Origin of the sequence: Marinobacterium halophilum (genome assembly GCF_003014615.1) — a bacterium.
GTDB classification, from domain to species: Bacteria; Pseudomonadota; Gammaproteobacteria; order Pseudomonadales; family Balneatricaceae; genus Marinobacterium; species Marinobacterium halophilum.
On the sequence record NZ_PYGI01000009.1, the window covers coordinates 20,222 to 37,528 of the forward strand.

Consider the following 17,307-nt stretch of genomic DNA (forward strand, 5'->3'; position numbering starts at 1 on the left):
TAAGTGACGTGGTCTACAGGGAGCGAGCAGTTTAAATTGTCGCCGAATCAGGCTACATTGTGACCGTCTGCGGGACTTCATCTGATTGATATAAGGAAAATGTCGTGCTCAGCTTCTTAAAGCCAAAAACTGCTGGCTGGGTGGGAGTGGATATCGGATCCGCTTCTGTCAAGTTGGTAGCACTTACCAAACATGGACAGTCGTATCAGATCGAAGGCTATGCGATCGTTTCCTTGCCGCCGACAGCGGTCGTGGACGGTAACGTCGAGACTCCCGATGAAGTTTCCGATGCTATTGAGCGTGGTCTCAAGATTTGCGGTGTCAGTCTGTCACATGCGGTGACAGCCGTGCCCGCATCGGCGGTGATTACCAAGCGTCTTGAAATCAGCAATGCATTCGTTGGTATGGAGCTGGAGGAACAGGTGCAGGTCGAGGCCGACCAGTTTATTCCCTATCCTCTGGACGAAGTTGCACTGGATTTTGAAGTGCAGGGGCCGGTTGACAAGGCACCGGAACTCAATGAAATCCTGCTGGTTGCCTGTCGCCGGGATGACACCGAAAGCCGCGAAGAAGCGATTAATGGCTCCGGGCTCAAGTGTGAAGTGATCGATATCGACACCTACGCCATTGAGCGTACGCTGCCGCTGTTGGAGCAGGGCGAGCCCGGTGGGCAATTGGTGGGTATTGTGGATATCGGTGCCGCCACGTTGACGCTGAATGTGTTCCGGAGCAACAAGATCATTTATAACCGCGAGCAGGCTTTTGGCGGTAATGACCTTACCAACATGATCCATCAGCACAAGGGTGTTGCAGTCGCCGAGGTTGAGCGTCTGTTGCACACGGGAGAGCTGGATGAAGACACCATGAATACGCTGGTGTTGCCGTTCCGGCAAACGGTTGTGCAGCAGGTGTCACGTGCGCTTCAGTTCTACTATTCGTCAGGTTCACAGGGGCAGCTGGGCAAGTTGTATCTTGCTGGTGGTACAGCAGGGCTGGACGGCCTGGCGACCATGGTGGCGGACGAGGTGGGTGTTGGTACCCAGATTGCCAATCCATTCCTCAACATGCAGGTAGCCTCCAAGATCAATACGGCACGGCTGCAGAAGGATGCGCCCAGTTTGCTTAAGGCCTGTGGTCTGGCGCAACGAAGCTTCGATATTTAGGGATCATAGGGATTATGTATGGCACGTATTAACCTCAGACCCTGGCGTGAAGAGCGTAATGAGCGGCTGCAAAAGCGTTTCATCGGCAATATTGTTGGTGCGGCACTGCTGGGCGGACTGGTCGTCCTGGGCATCAGTTACTATTACGACGTTCAGATGGAACGCCAGAATGTCCGCAACAGCTACCTGAAGGCCGAGATCGTCAAGCTGGATCAGAAGATCAAGGAAATTCAGGAGCTAAGGGCAAAGCGTGAGCGTCTGCTCGAACGCCTGCAGGCCATTCAACAGCTGCAGGGCAACCGGCCCATTATCGTGCGCAACTTTGATGAGCTGGTGCGCGTGCTGCCGGATGGCATTCAATATGACTCCCTGATCCGTCGTGGAGAGGTCATAACCATTGAAGGTATGGCTGAAGATAATAACGACATATCCGGATTGATGCGTCGGCTGGATGCCTCCATCTGGTTCAAGGAACCGAATTTGCGTCAGGTTGACAAGGCGGGTGCGGAGCAACGTTTCAATATGAATGTCGGCATGACACGCCCTGATGCTGAGGAGGCAAAATAAAATGGATGCCAACTCATTCAAGACCGCCTTCCAAGGCTTTGACATCAATAATGTGGACGCTAACCAAGCGGGTAATTGGCCGATTGGGGTCAAAATTGTTGTTTACCTGCTGGTATTTGCCCTTGTGCTAGGGGGGGGCGTTCACTTCCTCATCAAAGACAAGCATATCGCGGTCGAACGCGAAGTGGTGAAGGAGCGTGAGTTCAAGCAGGAGTATCAGACCAAGGCGTTTCAGGTTGCCAGTCTGGATGCGCTACGCAAGCAGATGGCTGACGTGGAAGGGCGCTTTGCCGAACTGCTGACTCAGCTGCCGACGGATAAGGAAGTGCCGGGCCTGCTCGAGGATATTACCGAGATTGGCAAGAATGCGGGCCTTGAGTTCAACCTGATTGCACTGGAACCTGAACGTAAGGAACAGTTCTATGTCGAGCTGCCCATCCGTATCCTTGTGCGCGGCAATTATCACCAAATGAGCGAATTTGTCAGTGGTGTGGCTGCCATCAAGCGTATTGTGACCTTGCACAATTTCTCGCTTGAGCCCGATGATGATAATGCGCTGTTAATGGAAATCACCGCGAAGACCTACCGCTATGATGATACGAAATAAGATACGACAGGGAGTGCGCCTCGGGCTTGCGCTGAGCGTCATATTGCCTTTGACGGGCTGTATCTGGGTGGATGACACTCAGGATCTGCAGCGTTACACGCGTGAACAGCAGGCGCGTCCGAGCGGCCGCATAGAGCCCTTGCCGACGTTCAAACCCTATGAAAGTTTCGTTTATGAGGGCTCCAGCCTGCGCGACCCCTTCCGGCCGTTGGTGCGTAATGCGCCCGGGCGTGATGACATCGCCGGTGATGACGCCATCAAGCCGAACCAGGATCGCCCGAAAGAGTACCTTGAAGAGTTTTCGGTTGATCAACTTAACATGGTTGGCATCATTACCGAGCCGGGTGGCAGTACCTTGTGGGCGTTGATTGAAGACCCGAACCAGGAAGTCCACCGCGTGGTGGCGGGTAATTATCTCGGTAATGACCATGGTGAAGTGACCACCATCAACGAGCGCGGGTTGGAATTGGTAGAAATTATTTCAAATGGACGAGGCGGGTGGATGAAACGCCCACGCTCTCTGACGCTGGAACAGCAGGATTGATAAGGATGCAGACCGTGAATAGAGACAGACGGATCGAAACCAACCGGATGCAGACCCGATACCTGGGACCATTCTGGCTCATGCTCAGTGCAGTGCTGCTGATGTGCTTCACGCGTGCTGCCGTAGCGCAAAATGCCGTATTGCAGGATGTGAACTTTGCCTCGTTGCCGGGGAAAAAGGTCGAAGTGCAGATGACCTTCGATACCGCTCCGCCGGAGGTCAAGGCCTACCTGATTGAAATGCCGCCCAGACTGGTCATGGACCTGTGGGGAGCCAGCAGTGCAATGGCGCAGAAGATGCTGGCGGTCAAATCCGGTGATGTCGATAGTCTGCATTTTGCCGAAGCCAATGGCCGTCTGCGAATCGTAACCAACCTGAATGCCATGGTGGGTTACAACGTGCAGACGCAAGGCAACACCCTGCTGCTGGAATTGGGCAGTGATGTGGCCGCGCCGGCCAATACGGTATCCACACCGGTTGCGCACCCGCAGACAACGGCGGCTGGATCAGAGGCCACCAGCAATCGTACTGCCCAGGCTGAAGTGGCAGGTATCGACTTCCGTCGTTTGGAAGGTGACCGTGGGCGTGTGGTGATTGATTTGGGCACGACCGGCGCTGATCTCGATATTGTTGAGGAAGGCAATAATGTTGTGGTCAACCTGAAAGGTGCCAACCTGAAGCCTGGTCTGCAGCAGCGTTTGGATGTGCAGGATTTTGCCACCCCGGTCAATTACGTCGACACCCTGGTCAAAGGCGACAGCGCCACGATCCTGATCACGCCGTCAGCAGCACCTTATGACTACATGGCCTACCAGAGCGGCAATCAGCTGATACTGGACTTCAAGTCCATGACCCAGGCTGATCAGCAAGCGCAGAAGGACCTGTTTCCTTACAGCGGCGAGAAGATCGATCTGAACTTCCAGAATGTGGAAATTCGTACCGTATTGCAGATCATTGCCGAAGTGGCCGAGAAAAACCTCGTGGTCAGTGACAATGTGCAGGGCGACATTACCTTGCGTCTGAAAAATGTACCCTGGGATCAGGCACTGGATATCGTGCTGCAGACCAAGGGGCTGGATAAGCGTGAAGCCGGTAACGTCTTGCTGATAGGGACTGTAGCCGAAATCGCCGAGCGTGAAGCGGTGGAAATGCAGAGCCAGCAGAGTGAGATTACCGTTGCGCCGCTAATAACTGATTTTATTCAAATTGATTATCGCAAGGCTTCTGATATCAAGGATCGCCTCGTTGAGGCTATGATGATATCCGAGCGTGGTTTCGTGTTGGCAGATGACGAAACTAATACGCTGATGGTACGAGAAACCGTCAAAAAGGTCGGTGAAATCAGAAACACAATCAAGCAATTTGATGTTGAAGTGGCTCAGGTCATGGTGCAAGCGCGGTTGGTAACAGCATCCAATACGGCGGCTAAGGAACTTGGGATTCGCTGGGGCGCAGGTTTCAAGAACGATCGTTGGAGCGTAGGTGGTTCACCGAATTTCCCGTCTACTCCTGTTGTCCACAACCCTATTTTGAGTAGTGACCAAGCTGAAGCTGTTGAAGATTCGGAAGCGCTTAAAGAAAATATGACTATCCCGGGTAACTTGATGGTTGACCTGGGTATCGAGAAAGCAACGTCGGGTCTTGCGTTTGGTTTCCTTACTAATCGTTTTCTGCTATCCGCTGAGCTTTTAGCCATGCAATCAGACGGTAAGCTGGAAATTGTTTCCCAGCCAAAGGTTATCACAACCAATGGTAAGCCAGCTGTCATCAAGGCAGGTCAGGAAATCCCGACCCGTACGATTGACAGTGATGGGAAAGCTACAGTTGAGTGGAAGGAAGTAGTATTGAAACTGGATGTGGTGCCACAAATTATTCCTGGGGATAAGGTACAATTAGACTTGATCATCACTGAAGACTCCGTCGGCGAGGTGTACGATGAGTTGGGTAACCGGTTGATCAACAAGCAAGAGCTCAGGACATCCATTGTTGTGAGTGATGGGGAAACGGTTGTCTTGGGTGGTGTTTTGCGTAATCAGACCAGTGAAAATGTATCCAAGACACCATTCTTGGGAGATCTGCCGGTAGTGGGTAATTTGTTTAGAAGTCGAATTGCGGGCAACGAAAAACGTGAACTCCTGATCTTCATCACTCCGCAGATGATCCGTGAGTCACTCAGACGATAAGTACAAAGAGCTGTAACAATTTGAATGTGTTCCTAATTGGCCCTATGGGTGCTGGCAAAAGCACCATAGGGCGTTTGCTTTCTCAGGAGCTGGGGCTGGCGTTTCACGATTCCGATCGTGAAATCGAAGCCAGGGCCGGCACCAACATTCCCTGGATCTTCGACGTCGAAGGTGAGGCCGGATTTCGCCAGCGCGAAGAGGCCGCCATTGACGAGCTGACCCAGCTGGACAACATCGTGCTTGCTACTGGCGGCGGTGCCGTCATGCGTGAGGCCAACCGCCAGTATCTGCAAGGTCGGGGGACGGTGGTCTATCTGCACACCTCCATTGACCAGCAGCTGGAACGCACCGCCAAAGATCGTAACCGCCCTCTGCTGCAGACGGAAAACCCCAGAGCAGTACTGGAGGCGCTGATTACAACGCGTGATCCGCTGTACCGTGACTGCTGTGACCTGCTGATTAAAACGGATCGACGTCACCCCAAGGGTGTCGTCAACGATATCATCCGTTTCATCAAGCGGCAGCAGCCCCTGCAAAACATAGACTAACGCGCTTTCCGGAGACCTCTTGATGCAAACGCTGAACGTTGACCTGGGGGAGCGCAGCTACCCCATTCATATCGGCCAGAATCTGTTGACCCAGCCACTGTTGGCCCCCTTCATCAAGGGGCGCCAGGTGATGGTGGTGAGCAATGAAACGGTGGCCCCGTTGTATCTTGAAACTCTGCTGGCGCAGCTGTCCGGGTTCCAGGTGGATCGCGTTATCCTGCCGGACGGCGAATCCTTCAAGACGCTGGAGCAGATCGAACGCATTTTCGATGCCTTGCTGACACAGCGCCACAACCGCACTACCACCTTGATCGCATTGGGTGGCGGCGTGATCGGCGACATGACCGGGTTTGCGGCGGCCTGCTATCAGCGTGGCGTGGCTTTTATTCAGGTGCCGACAACGCTGCTGTCTCAGGTTGATTCATCCGTTGGCGGTAAAACCGGCGTCAATCACCCACTGGGCAAAAACATGATTGGTGCGTTTCACCAGCCCCAGGTGGTGCTGGCGGATACATCTGTACTGAGCACGTTGCCCGAGCGGGAGCTATCGGCCGGGCTGGCTGAAGTGATCAAATACGGGCTTATCCACGATGTCGAATTTTTGACATGGCTGGAGCAGAATATGTCCCCCTTACGTCAACGTAACCCTGATGCCCTGGCGTATGCGATTTACCGCTCCTGCGAGATCAAGGCCGAAATGGTGGCGCTGGATGAACGTGAGTCCGGTGTGCGCGCCCTGCTGAACCTGGGGCATACCTTCGGTCACGCGATTGAAACGGACCGTGGCTATGGTCAATGGCTGCACGGTGAGGCCGTCGGCGCGGGCATGATGATGGCGGCTGACCTGTCGGCGCGTCTGGGTTGGTTGTCACAGGCGGATCTGGATCGTGTGCGTCGCGTGTTGGAGGCGGCAGGGCTGCCAGTCGTTCCACCAACCGAGATGAGCGCGGAGCGCTTCCTGGAACTGATGGCAGTGGATAAAAAAGTGATCGATGGCAACCTGCGGCTGGTCTTGCTGCAGTGCTTGGGAGATGCGGTGGTGACCGATGATTTTCCGGTTGACGCTTTGACCGCAACCTTGACGGCCGGCGACGCGTTGGGGCAGGTGTGACCACGGCAGGATGTCAGCGATGAGTGTACCCAGCTACTACCACGAACCTGGATCCAGGCTGCAGTTATCGGAAAAACTGCAGCATTTGGTGCGTTTCTCCGACTTTCTGATCGTCATCGCCGGGGCGGAAGGCTGTGGCAAATCCACGCTGCTGCACAAGCTGGCCCAGGATCGAGAAAATATGGCCGATCGTACCGCGCTGGTGCGATTTGAAGCGGCTGCTGACGTTACCGGGCTGTTGCAGGCACTGACGCATGCGCTGGCACTACCGGCGGCTGACGATAATCAGACGCGCCTGTTGCAGCTGCATACGCTGACCAAGCAGCTGGCTGCTGATGACTTGCCGCTGGTTTTGTTGGTGGATGATGTCGATTACTTGACCAATAACGCGCTTGAGCTGCTGATCAACTTTGCCACGCTTGATGGCGAGGGCGCGCCGCGCATTCTGCTGGCGGGTACGCCTGCGTTTGAGCAACGTTTCCGTGATCTTGAACTGGATCAGCGGCTGGAAGGGCATCTGCATATTGAACAGCTGGAGCCTTTTAGCACAGAAGAATCTGCCGAGTTCATCGAGTCATTGCTGCCGGATGGCATGGTATTGAAAGAGCGTCAGCTGCGCATGCTGGTCGAACAGTCTGCGGGTCGGCCTGCACGCCTGCGACATGCCGTGACTGAGGTATTGCGTCGGGAAGAGCAGAGCACATCGGTGACCCGACTGGTGATGCCGCCCAAACATATCAGCGCGGCGTTCGTGATTCTGCTGGCCGTATTCTCTGTTGCGATCTGGCAGTACTTGCCCGCCGACGATGAGGAAGAAATCGTTGTGACCGAGCGGATTACGCTGCCATTGGCGGTAAATACCATTCCGCGTGCACAGCCGGTCACGACTGAAATCCGGGTACCTGACGAGCCTGAACGTCCGCAGCCGGTGATAAGCCCTGTTGCGCCGCCGGAACCGGCTCCGGTCAGCGTTGATCCGATCGACGTCCCTGAGCCAGTGGTTGCGCCGCAGCCCAAGCCTGCGCCCGAACCAGAACCGAAACCTGCGCCAAAACCAGAACCCAAGCCCGATCCGGTCCCCGAAGTAGTACCCAAGCCTGAGCCAAAACCTGTGCCCAAGCCTGTGCCAAAACCAGAACCCAAGCCAGAGCCAAAACCTGCTCCTGAACCCGAGCCAAAACCGGTTGTGAAGTCAGTGGCGGGTGTGGCTGAATCCTGGTTGCGTGAGCAGGATTTGCTGGGCTGGCCGCAGCAGGGTTATACCTTGCAGATGTTGGGTGCGCGTGAGGAAATCAGCGTCAAGAAGTTCATTGAAGCCCAGGCGCAGCCCGAGCGTTTTTACTACTTCCGAACCCTGTTCAAGGGGCAGCCATGGCATGTTGTGGTGTATGGTCAGTATGCGGACCGCGCGGCGGCAGTAAGTGCCGTTCAAGCACTGCCGGCAGGCTTGCAGAAGCTCAGACCGTGGGCGCGTTCAATTGCCGGTGTAAAATCGGATATTAAGAAGAAAAATCAGTAGGTTAAGTATAGAAATGGCTCCGGTAGGGGCCATTTTTTTTGGCCTGAATTTTACGGTTTACTGGATAAAATTTGTTCTTTTGCTACTGCGCATGTAAAATTGCTTCCCCTTTTTGCCCGTCCATCATGCCCCGGGAGAAAGGAGTTATTATAACTATTTGTTTTTAAAGAGTTTTTAGTGGGGTCGGCTTATGAATAAAGGTCTTTATCGCCTCGGAGAATTCAAGGATAACTGTGGCTTTGGTCTAATGGCCCACATGCAGGGACAGACCAGTCACGACTTGTTGGATAAGGCGATTGAAGCACTCGCTTGCATGACTCACCGCGGGGGTATCGCTGCGGACGGGAAAACAGGTGATGGTTGTGGTCTGCTAATGCAGAAACCGGACAGCTTTCTGCGTGCAGTCATGCGCGAGGATCAAGGTGTGGAGTTGGGTGAGAACTATGCCGTCGGCATGGTATTCCTCTCCCGTGAAGCAGCATTGGCTGCACAATCCAGAGAGGTGCTCAACGAGGCACTGGAGGCACAAGGCCTGGGAGTAGCAGGCTGGCGAGAGGTTCCCACTGATCAAAGCTGTTTGGGACCGATCGCAAAAGATACCTTACCTCAAATCGAGCAGGTATTTATTAACCCAAACGGCAAGAGCGATCGGGAATTTGCCGTTAGTTTATTTATCGCTCGCCGCCACACCGAAAACTCCCTCACGCAAGACCCCGATTTTTACATCTGCAGCCTTTCCGATAATGTTCTTTCCTACAAAGGCTTGATGATGCCGGTTGATCTACCGGTGTTCTACCAGGATCTCAACGATCCACGTCTCGAAACCGCAATCTGCACCTACCACCAGCGCTTCTCCACTAATACCGCACCACGTTGGCCGCTGGCACAGCCGTTCCGTTTCCTGGCGCACAACGGTGAGATCAATACCGTCGACGGTAACCGCAACTGGGCACGCGCACGTCGCACCAAGTTCGTGACCGAGCAGCTGCCGAATCTGGATGAGCTGCAGCCGATCGTCAATACCACCGGTTCCGACTCTTCCAGCATGGATAACATGCTTGAGTTCCTGCTGGTGGGTGGCATGGATCTTTACCGTGCCGTGCGCATGATCGTACCCCCGGCCTGGCAGAACGTGGAGACCATGGATTCCGATCTGCGTGCTTTCTACGATTACCACTCCATGCACATGGAGCCCTGGGATGGTCCGGCCGGTATGGTCATGACCGATGGTCGTTTCGCTGTCTGCATGCTCGACCGCAACGGCTTGCGTCCGTCCCGCTGGGTGATGACCCGCGACGGCTATATCTGTACGGCGTCCGAGATCGGTGTATTCGATTACGCTCCGGAAGATATCGTGGCCCAGGGCCGCGTTGGACCGGGCCAGATGCTGTCCATCGATACTGCCACGGGCGAAGTACTGCACACCGGCGATGTGGATAACATCCTCAAGGCCGGTCAGCCCTACAAGCAGTGGCTGAAGGACAAGGCGATCCGTCTGGAACAGACGATGAGCTTCGACCAGGAGTCACAGTCGTTCCGCGAAATGTCGCCGGAAGAAACCAAGCAGCACATGAAAATGTTCCAGGTCACCTTCGAAGAACGTGATCAGGTCCTGCGTCCGTTGGGCGAGTCGGGTATGGAAGCCGTTGGCTCCATGGGCGACGACAAGCCGATGGCGGTGCTGTCGAACAAGATCCGTTCACCGTATGACTACTTCCGTCAGCAGTTCGCGCAGGTCACCAACCCGCCGATCGATCCGCTGCGTGAAGCGATCGTCATGTCGCTGGAAACCTGCATTGGTGCCGAGCAGAACGTATTTGAGGAAACGCCGGAGCATGCCCGTCGTATTATCCTGAGTTCGCCGGTGCTGTCGGCCAGCAAGTTCCGCTATATGCGTAACTGCCCGCACGACGGCTTCGATTCCATCGATCTGGATCTGCAGTATGACCCTGAAACGGGTCTGGAGCAGGCGATCCATGATCTGTGCGCCCGGGCAGAAGCGGCTGTGCGCGACGGCAAGGTGTTGTTGATTCTGACTGATGCCTACCTGTCACGTGGCAAACTGCCGATCCATGCGTCCATGGCGACCGGTGCCGTCCATCACCACCTGATGGAAAAGGGTCTGCGCTGTGATACCAACCTGATCGTGGAAACCGCGACGGCACGTGACTCACACCACTTCGCCGTGCTGTTCGGCTTTGGTGCAACAGCGGTGTACCCGTACCTGTCGTATCGCGTCCTCAACGATCTGTGCCGCACCGGCGAGCTGAGTGTCGAGCCGCTGCAGGCGCATGAGAATTACCGCAAGGGCATCAACAAGGGCCTGCTGAAGATCCTGTCGAAGATGGGTATCTCCACGATCGCATCCTATCGCGGTGCCCAGTTGTTCGAAGCGGTAGGCCTGTCCAGTGACCTGGTTGACCTCTGTTTCCGTGGCGTGTGCAGCCGTATTGAAGGCGCCCGTTTCACTGATTTCCAGAGTGAACAGGCTGACCTGGCCAAGCTGGCCTGGAGCGCGCGCAAGCCGATCCAGCAGGGCGGTTTGCTGAAGTATGTTCACGGTGGCGAATACCATGCCTACAACCCGGACGTGGTGACCAGCATTCATGAAGCGGTCAAGACCGGCGATCAGCGTGCTTATGACCGTTACGCCGAGCTGGTAAACAACCGTGGCGTGGCCACCCTGCGTGATCTGTTGGGTCTGAAGAAAGGCCTCAAGTCGATCCCGTTGGATCAGGTCGAGCCGGCGGAGAACATCTTCCAGCGTTTCGACAGTGCTGCCATGTCACTGGGTGCCTTGTCGCCGGAAGCGCATGAAGCACTGGCCGTAGCCATGAACGAGTTGGGCGGTCGTTCCAACTCCGGTGAGGGCGGTGAAGATCCGGCCCGTCACGGCACCATGAAACGTTCCAAGATCAAGCAGGTTGCATCAGGCCGTTTCGGCGTCACGCCGGAATATCTGATGAGCGCCGATGTCATGCAGATCAAGGTTGCCCAGGGTGCCAAGCCCGGTGAGGGTGGCCAGTTGCCGGGTGGCAAGGTCAACGCGCTGATTGCGCGTCTGCGTTACTCGGTGCCGGGTGTGACCCTGATTTCACCGCCGCCGCACCACGATATCTACTCGATCGAGGATTTGGCCCAGCTGATTTTCGACCTCAAGCAGATCAATCCTGAAGGTCTGGTGTCGGTCAAACTGGTGTCCCGTCCGGGCGTCGGTACCATTGCCTGCGGCGTGGCCAAGGCCTATGCCGACCTGATCACCATCTCCGGTTACGACGGTGGTACGGCAGCGTCTCCGCTGACCTCCATCCACTATGCCGGTTCTCCGTGGGAGCTGGGTCTGGCCGATGCGCATCAGGCACTGCGTGCCAACCAGCTGCGTGGCAAGATCCGTCTGCAGACAGATGGCGGTCTGAAGACCGGTCTGGATGTAGTCAAGGCGGCGATGCTGGGTGCCGAGAGCTTCGGTTTCGGTACCATGCCGATGGTGGCACTGGGCTGTAAATACCTGCGTATTTGTCACCTGAACAACTGCGCGACCGGTGTGGCAACCCAGCGCGAAGACCTGCGTAACGACCACTTCCGCGGTACTGTGGAAATGGTGAAAAACTTCTTCCGCTTCGTTGCCGGAGAAGTGCGTCAGCTGATGGCGCAGCTGGGTGTGCGCACCTTTGAGGAGCTGGTAGGTCGTGTCGATCTGCTGGAAATTCTGGAAGGCGTGACCGAAAAACAGGGTCATCTGGATCTGACGCCGATCATCGGTACTGCCGGGGCACCGGAAGAGTATCCGCATACCGTGCAGCAGGCGCGCAACGAGCCGTATGATGCCGGCAACTTGAACAGTGAAATGCTGGAGCTGTCCCGAGCCGCGATTGCCGGTAAGCAGGGTGGCGAGTGGACGTTGAAGATCACCAACTGTGACCGTTCCGTAGGTGCGCGCACGTCAGGTGAAATTGCACGTCTGCACAGTAACCTGGGCATGAGCGATGCACCGATCACCTTCCGTTTCCAGGGCCATGCAGGTCAGTCTTTTGGTGTCTGGAACGCTGGTGGCCAGAACCTGTTGCTTGAAGGCGATGCCAACGACTATGTCGGCAAGGGCATGGCCGGCGGCAAGATCGTGGTGCGTCCGTTCGATGCCGTGACCTTCAAGTCCAACGAAACCGCAATCATCGGTAACACCTGTTTGTACGGTGCCACCGGCGGCAAGCTGTTTGCAGCGGGCCATGCGGGTGAGCGTTTCGCGGTGCGCAACTCCGGTTGTCACGCGGTGATTGAAGGCGCGGGTGACCACTGCTGCGAATACATGACCGGCGGCATGGTGACGGTGCTGGGTGAAACCGGCTACAACTTCGGTGCCGGTATGACCGGTGGTTTCGCCTATGTACTGGATCTCGACAACAGCTTTGTGGACAAGTACAACCATGAGCTGGTCGATATCCACCGCATTGCAACCGAGCAGATGGAAGCTTACAAGAACCACCTGCGTGCAGTGATTCAGGAATATGCGACAGAGACCGGAAGTGCCTGGGCGACCCATGTCCTCGACAACTTCTACGACTTCTGTGGCAAGTTCTGGCTGGTGAAGCCCAAGGCTGCCAGTTTGAATGACCTGCTGAATACTGTGCGTGTGCGCCCCGAGTAAGTATCGAGAACGACTAACTGCAGCACCTGCCCAGGCGGCAGGTGCCGGACGAGGTGGTAATATGACTGACCGTCTGAACAACGATTTTCAGTTTATTGAAGTAGGCCGTCAGGGGCCTGAGAAAGTGCCTGCAGGTGTCCGCAAGCATCAGTTTGCCGAGATCTATGAGCCGTTCAAATCCAAGGACGCGTCTTCGCAGTCGCACCGCTGCCTGGAATGCGGCAACCCGTACTGTGAATGGAAATGCCCGGTACACAACTTCATTCCCAACTGGCTGAAGCTGGTGACGGAAGGCAACATCATGGAAGCGGTGGAGCTGAGTCATCAGACCAACTCCCTGCCGGAAGTCTGTGGCCGTGTTTGTCCGCAGGACCGTCTGTGTGAAGGGGCCTGTACGCTGAATGACGAATTCGGTGCCGTGACCATCGGTTCGGTGGAGAAATACATCACCGATACCGCGTTTGCCATGGGCTGGAAGCCGGACATGTCCGGTGTGCAATGGACCGACAAAAAAGTGGCCGTGATCGGTGCAGGCCCGGCGGGTTTGGGTTGTGCCGATATTCTGGTGCGCAACGGCGTCAAGCCGGTGGTATTCGACCGCCATCCTGAAATCGGTGGCCTGCTGACGTTCGGTATTCCAGAGTTCAAGCTGGAAAAGAGCGTGATGAGCCGTCGTCGTGACGTGTTCACCGAAATGGGTGTCGAGTTCCATCTCAACACCGAGATCGGTCGTGACATCAGCATGCAACAGCTGATGAACGAATACGATGCCGTGTTCATGGGCATGGGTACGTACACCTACATGAAAGGTGGTTTCCCGGGTGAAGAGCTGGAGGGTGTGCATGATGCACTGCCGTTCCTGATCTCCAACGTAAACCATTGCATGGGCTTCGAGAAAGACCCGTCCGAGTACATCAGCGTCAAGGGCCAGAAGGTCGTGGTGCTGGGTGGTGGTGACACCGCGATGGATTGTAACCGTACGTCGATCCGTCAGGGTGCCGAGTCGGTGATCTGTGCCTATCGTCGTGACGAAGCCAACATGCCGGGCTCCAAACGCGAGGTGGAAAACGCCCGCGAAGAGGGCGTCGAGTTCATGTTCAACCGTCAGCCGGTTGAGGTTGTCGGTGAGAATGGCAAGGTTGTCGGCGTCAAGGTGGTGGCAACCCGTATGGGTGAGCCGGACGAAAACGGTCGCCGTCGTGCCGAAGTGGTACCGGGTTCTGAAGAAGTTCTGGACGCTGATGCCGTGTTGGTCGCGTTCGGTTTCCGTCCGAGCCCGGCAGCCTGGCTGGCCGACTTTACCATCGATCTGCATGACGATGGCCGCATCAAGACTCAGGCGCAGCCGCAGGAAGCGGGCCGTTTCGCCTTCCAGACCAGCAACGCCAAGGTGTTTGCCGGTGGTGACATGGTGCGTGGTTCTGACCTGGTGGTAACTGCCATCGATGAAGGCCGCAAGGCTGCCGAAGGCATTCTGGACTTCCTCGAAGTCTGACTCCCGTCGGCTTAAGCTAAAAAAACCGGATGCTGTGATGGCATCCGGTTTTTTTGTGAGTGAGAGGTATAAAACCCTAGCGCAGCGAGCGATTGATTGCCTTGCGCAGATAGAACTCAAACCGAAGTGTAAAAGCCCAGCGTGGCGCGAAATCCGAGTCGCGGTCAAAATGCAGCTCCGGGATCAGGTCCATAAACAAGCGCCCCTTATGGATATCGCGTCGATACCAACTCTGCAGGTAATAGTCATTGATACGAGGATCAGACAGGCTGTCACCCACCATAATCAGGCTGTGGCGCAGATTACTGCGATCATCGAGTTGACGGGATATCTCGAAACGTTGGGAATATTCCAGCGTATCTTCGGTCTCCTGCCATTGAAACCGGGTGTAAGAACGCAGGCGACGATCCGCATCCAAAGGGCGACTCAAATCCCAATGACTGCGTGCTGAATAACCGTCGCTGTCGAACCAGGAAAAACGATTGTAACTGCTTAACTCCCAAGAAGTTTCATCCCAACTCCAGACGCGCTCGCCGGTGGCGCGTACATAGGGGTCTATCGGTGTTCTCAGCTTAATACCGCCCCCCAAACGATAACTCCAGCGTTGGTGCTTGTCGCGAGGGGTCAGCTGATCAAGCCCGATGATGGTATTGCTGTTGCTGAGTTGCTCATTCAGCTGGCTGTTACTGCCTTGTTCGGTCAGGGTGCCTAATGACTCTTCGGGGTCGCTCTCGATCAGCAGTCGCAGGCGTTCTTTGCTGGTCGGCAGGTCCAGTTTGAACCGTACACTGAGGTCATTGGAGATGCCTTCCGTCTCCTGCCACAGACTTTCCTGCGTAATGCGCAGGTAGGAGTTGTTATCGACGGTCAGGCTGTCTTCGGTGCCGATTAACCCATCCAGGCTACGGGCGGAATAGTCCACCCAACTGCCTATGTTTTCGTGGGCTTGATCGAGGCCGTTGGCTGCCCAATTAGGCAGGTCGGATTGGGTGTGTGCATGCAGCGAGCCAGAACACACACTGCCTGCGATATAAAACAGAATGCATCGAATATTCTTCATTGGACCCCTTTGCGCTGGCAACCTGCTTGAAAGTATAGAGGTTTTTGCATGTTCTGCTGTGGCATTTGGTACTGCCTGTGGGTACGGCCTGTACCAGGGTACAGTAGCCATATAGCCACACGACGGCTAGGTTCGATGTACAACAATAGTCGGGAGAGCAGAGCATGAGCACTGCAATTGGTACAGTAACCGCGATCAAGGGTATGGTCGTGGCGATTGATTCATCCGGGAACGAACGTGTCCTGGCACTGGGTGACGTTATCCTGGAGCAGGAGTTGATCCGTACGGGTGTTGATGCTCAGGTTGAGATCACGCTGACAGGGGTTGATAACGTTGTGGCGCTGCAAGGAGGTGAAAGCTGGTTGGTGACAGCGGACACCTACACACCTGCAGACCAGTTTCCCAGCGGTGACTCGGTAGCCAGTGTAGATGCGATTCAGGCTGCCATTTTGGCCGGGCAAGATCCAACAGAGCTGCTTGCACCGACGGCCGCGGGTGCGCCTGCTGCCGGAGCACCGCAAGGGAATGAAGGTGCTGACTTTGTACAGCTGAACCGTACCGCCAGTGAAACTACACCGGAGGCGGGGTATGAAACTATTGGTCTCTCATCATTTGTAGAGCAACCGGTTTCCGAGGAACCCGTGCAGCCTGTGGCTGATGAAGTACCACCCGCGCCGGAACCGGAGCCAGAGCCGGAACCAGAACCCGAGCCAGAACCAGAACCAGAACCAGAACCAGAACCAGAACCCGAGCCGGAACCTGAGCCAGAACCAGAACCAGAACCAGAACCAGAACCAGAACCAGAACCAGAGCCGGAACCGGAACCGGAACCGGAACCTGAGCCCGAAATCGTCAACCTGCAGTTGTTTGCCGTGGTTGATGGTGAGTATGTATCGGCTAACACTATTTATGAGCCAGGCTCCTTAGCGTTGCCTGGCCAATCGCCGGAGCAGGGGGAACGTCCTGCGCTGCCTACAGACGGTGAATATGTCGTTCTGGAAGTTGACGAAAATGGTATCCCGTTGGCAACCCAGCCAAGCGGTACTGTAACGGTCAATATCGGTCAGGCTGGTGATGATGCAACGCCTGGAGAGGATTTCTCGCCGTCCGGCTCTCAGCAAGTGACTGTCGGTCAGCCATTCTTCGTCAGCGCTGTGGACGATGCTCTGTCCGATAACGGTGAAAGCCTGACTCTTTCACTGGGTGGGGGATGGTCCAATGAGGGTGCTGGGGTAATCGTCAACTACTCTCCAAATGCCGTTACCACGACTATTTTGGATGAGACCGACAACGACGATCCGCAAGATCCGCCGAGCTACGACGACAACGACGCTGCCTTCACCTTCCAGCTGTTCGCCGCCAATGCCGATGGCAGCCTGAACGATGATCCGTCCGTGATCAACGAAGACGGTGAAACCAGCGCGTACTACATTGTTCTGGCGGTAGATGACAGCGGTACCCCGCTGGCCGATCAGCCAAGCGGCAGCGTAGATGTCAGCTTCACCAACAACGGCACTACATCGGATGCAGACTACAACTACGTCAGCACCACCGTGGCTGTGGGCAGTGCGTTCAGCAGCACCGCTGTTGATGATGCCTTTGCCGATAACGGCGAGACCTTCACCGTAGCTTTGGAAGGCAACTACAGCGAAGCGGCGGCCTACGAGGCGATCGCGTACAACAACGACACCGTTGAAACCACCATCGTGGATGAAACGGACAACGACGATCCGCAAGATCCGCCGAGCTACGACGACAACGACGTTGCTTACACCTTCCAGCTGTTTGCAGCTAACGCCGATGGCGGCCTGAGCGACGCTCCGTCCGTGATCAACGAAAACGGTGAAACCAGCGCGTACTACATT

Annotated in this window: 12 protein-coding genes; 11 read left to right on the forward strand and 1 reads right to left on the reverse strand. The window is 55.7% G+C overall.

Translation table 11 applies throughout. The features are described 5' to 3' along the window. Positions 1-146 precede the first annotated feature (146 nt). The 10 genes from pilM to CLV44_RS07680 all read left to right on the forward strand — a co-directional run bounded on the left by pilM (position 147) and on the right by CLV44_RS07680 (position 14,382). Positions 147-1,163, forward strand: a complete 1,017-nt coding sequence (pilM, locus tag CLV44_RS07635) for a type IV pilus assembly protein PilM (protein ID WP_245912637.1) — start codon at positions 147-149, stop codon at positions 1,161-1,163. Between the two features lie 18 nt (positions 1,164-1,181). Further along, entirely contained in the window at positions 1,182-1,730 is a 549-nt protein-coding gene (locus CLV44_RS07640) for a PilN domain-containing protein (protein ID WP_106591526.1), read from the forward strand. A 1-nt stretch (position 1,731) separates the two neighbouring features. Further along, positions 1,732-2,337, forward strand: a complete 606-nt coding sequence (locus tag CLV44_RS07645; protein ID WP_106591527.1) for a type IV pilus inner membrane component PilO — start codon at positions 1,732-1,734, stop codon at positions 2,335-2,337. Next, on the forward strand, positions 2,321-2,881 hold the full coding sequence (locus tag CLV44_RS07650) for a pilus assembly protein PilP (protein WP_146139986.1): 561 nt from the start codon (positions 2,321-2,323) through the stop codon (positions 2,879-2,881). Before CLV44_RS07645 ends, CLV44_RS07650 begins: the two co-directional genes overlap by 17 nt. Positions 2,882-2,886: 5 nt before the next feature. After that, positions 2,887-5,064 (forward strand): type IV pilus secretin PilQ, encoded by a 2,178-nt coding sequence (locus CLV44_RS07655; protein ID WP_425436410.1) that lies wholly within the window; start codon positions 2,887-2,889, stop codon positions 5,062-5,064. A 20-nt stretch (positions 5,065-5,084) separates the two neighbouring features. Further along, positions 5,085-5,612 (forward strand): shikimate kinase AroK, encoded by a 528-nt coding sequence (gene aroK, locus CLV44_RS07660; protein WP_281257816.1) that lies wholly within the window; start codon positions 5,085-5,087, stop codon positions 5,610-5,612. Between the two features lie 22 nt (positions 5,613-5,634). Next, positions 5,635-6,723 carry a 3-dehydroquinate synthase gene (gene aroB, locus CLV44_RS07665; protein ID WP_106591529.1) on the forward strand — a complete coding sequence of 363 codons (1,089 nt, stop codon included), beginning with the start codon at positions 5,635-5,637 and terminating at the stop codon, positions 6,721-6,723. Between the two features lie 19 nt (positions 6,724-6,742). Beyond that, positions 6,743-8,242, forward strand: a complete 1,500-nt coding sequence (locus tag CLV44_RS17635) for an AAA family ATPase (RefSeq protein ID WP_170069290.1) — start codon at positions 6,743-6,745, stop codon at positions 8,240-8,242. Between the two features lie 190 nt (positions 8,243-8,432). Continuing rightward, positions 8,433-12,887 carry a glutamate synthase large subunit gene (gltB, locus tag CLV44_RS07675; RefSeq protein WP_106591531.1) on the forward strand — a complete coding sequence of 1,485 codons (4,455 nt, stop codon included), beginning with the start codon at positions 8,433-8,435 and terminating at the stop codon, positions 12,885-12,887. 61 nt (positions 12,888-12,948) lie between these two features. Beyond that, positions 12,949-14,382 carry an FAD-dependent oxidoreductase gene (locus CLV44_RS07680; protein WP_106591532.1) on the forward strand — a complete coding sequence of 478 codons (1,434 nt, stop codon included), beginning with the start codon at positions 12,949-12,951 and terminating at the stop codon, positions 14,380-14,382. Between the two features lie 76 nt (positions 14,383-14,458). Here the strand turns inward: CLV44_RS07680 and CLV44_RS07685 are convergent, their stop codons facing one another. Continuing rightward, positions 14,459-15,442, reverse strand: coding sequence for a hypothetical protein (locus tag CLV44_RS07685; protein ID WP_245912639.1), 984 nt, complete (start codon positions 15,440-15,442; stop codon positions 14,459-14,461). A gap of 164 nt (positions 15,443-15,606) precedes the next feature. Here CLV44_RS07685 and CLV44_RS17320 point away from each other — a divergent pair. Further along, a partial coding sequence (locus CLV44_RS17320) for a retention module-containing protein (RefSeq protein ID WP_170069291.1) occupies positions 15,607-17,307 on the forward strand: 1,701 nt, incomplete at its 3' end.

Bases quoted from the DNA above. Each gene is read 5' to 3' on its own strand.
- CLV44_RS07640 (WP_106591526.1), top strand. From the start codon at position 1,182: ATGGCACGTATTAACCTCAGACCCTGGCGTGAAGAGCGTAATGAGCGG.
- CLV44_RS07645 (WP_106591527.1), top strand. From the start codon at position 1,732: ATGGATGCCAACTCATTCAAGACCGCCTTCCAAGGCTTTGACATCAAT.
- CLV44_RS07650 (WP_146139986.1), top strand. From the start codon at position 2,321: ATGATGATACGAAATAAGATACGACAGGGAGTGCGCCTCGGGCTTGCG.
- CLV44_RS07655 (WP_425436410.1), top strand. From the start codon at position 2,887: ATGCAGACCGTGAATAGAGACAGACGGATCGAAACCAACCGGATGCAG.
- aroB (WP_106591529.1), top strand. From the start codon at position 5,635: ATGCAAACGCTGAACGTTGACCTGGGGGAGCGCAGCTACCCCATTCAT.
- CLV44_RS17635 (WP_170069290.1), top strand. From the start codon at position 6,743: ATGAGTGTACCCAGCTACTACCACGAACCTGGATCCAGGCTGCAGTTA.
- gltB (WP_106591531.1), top strand. From the start codon at position 8,433: ATGAATAAAGGTCTTTATCGCCTCGGAGAATTCAAGGATAACTGTGGC.
- CLV44_RS07680 (WP_106591532.1), top strand. From the start codon at position 12,949: ATGACTGACCGTCTGAACAACGATTTTCAGTTTATTGAAGTAGGCCGT.
- CLV44_RS07685 (WP_245912639.1), bottom strand. From the start codon at position 15,442: ATGAAGAATATTCGATGCATTCTGTTTTATATCGCAGGCAGTGTGTGT.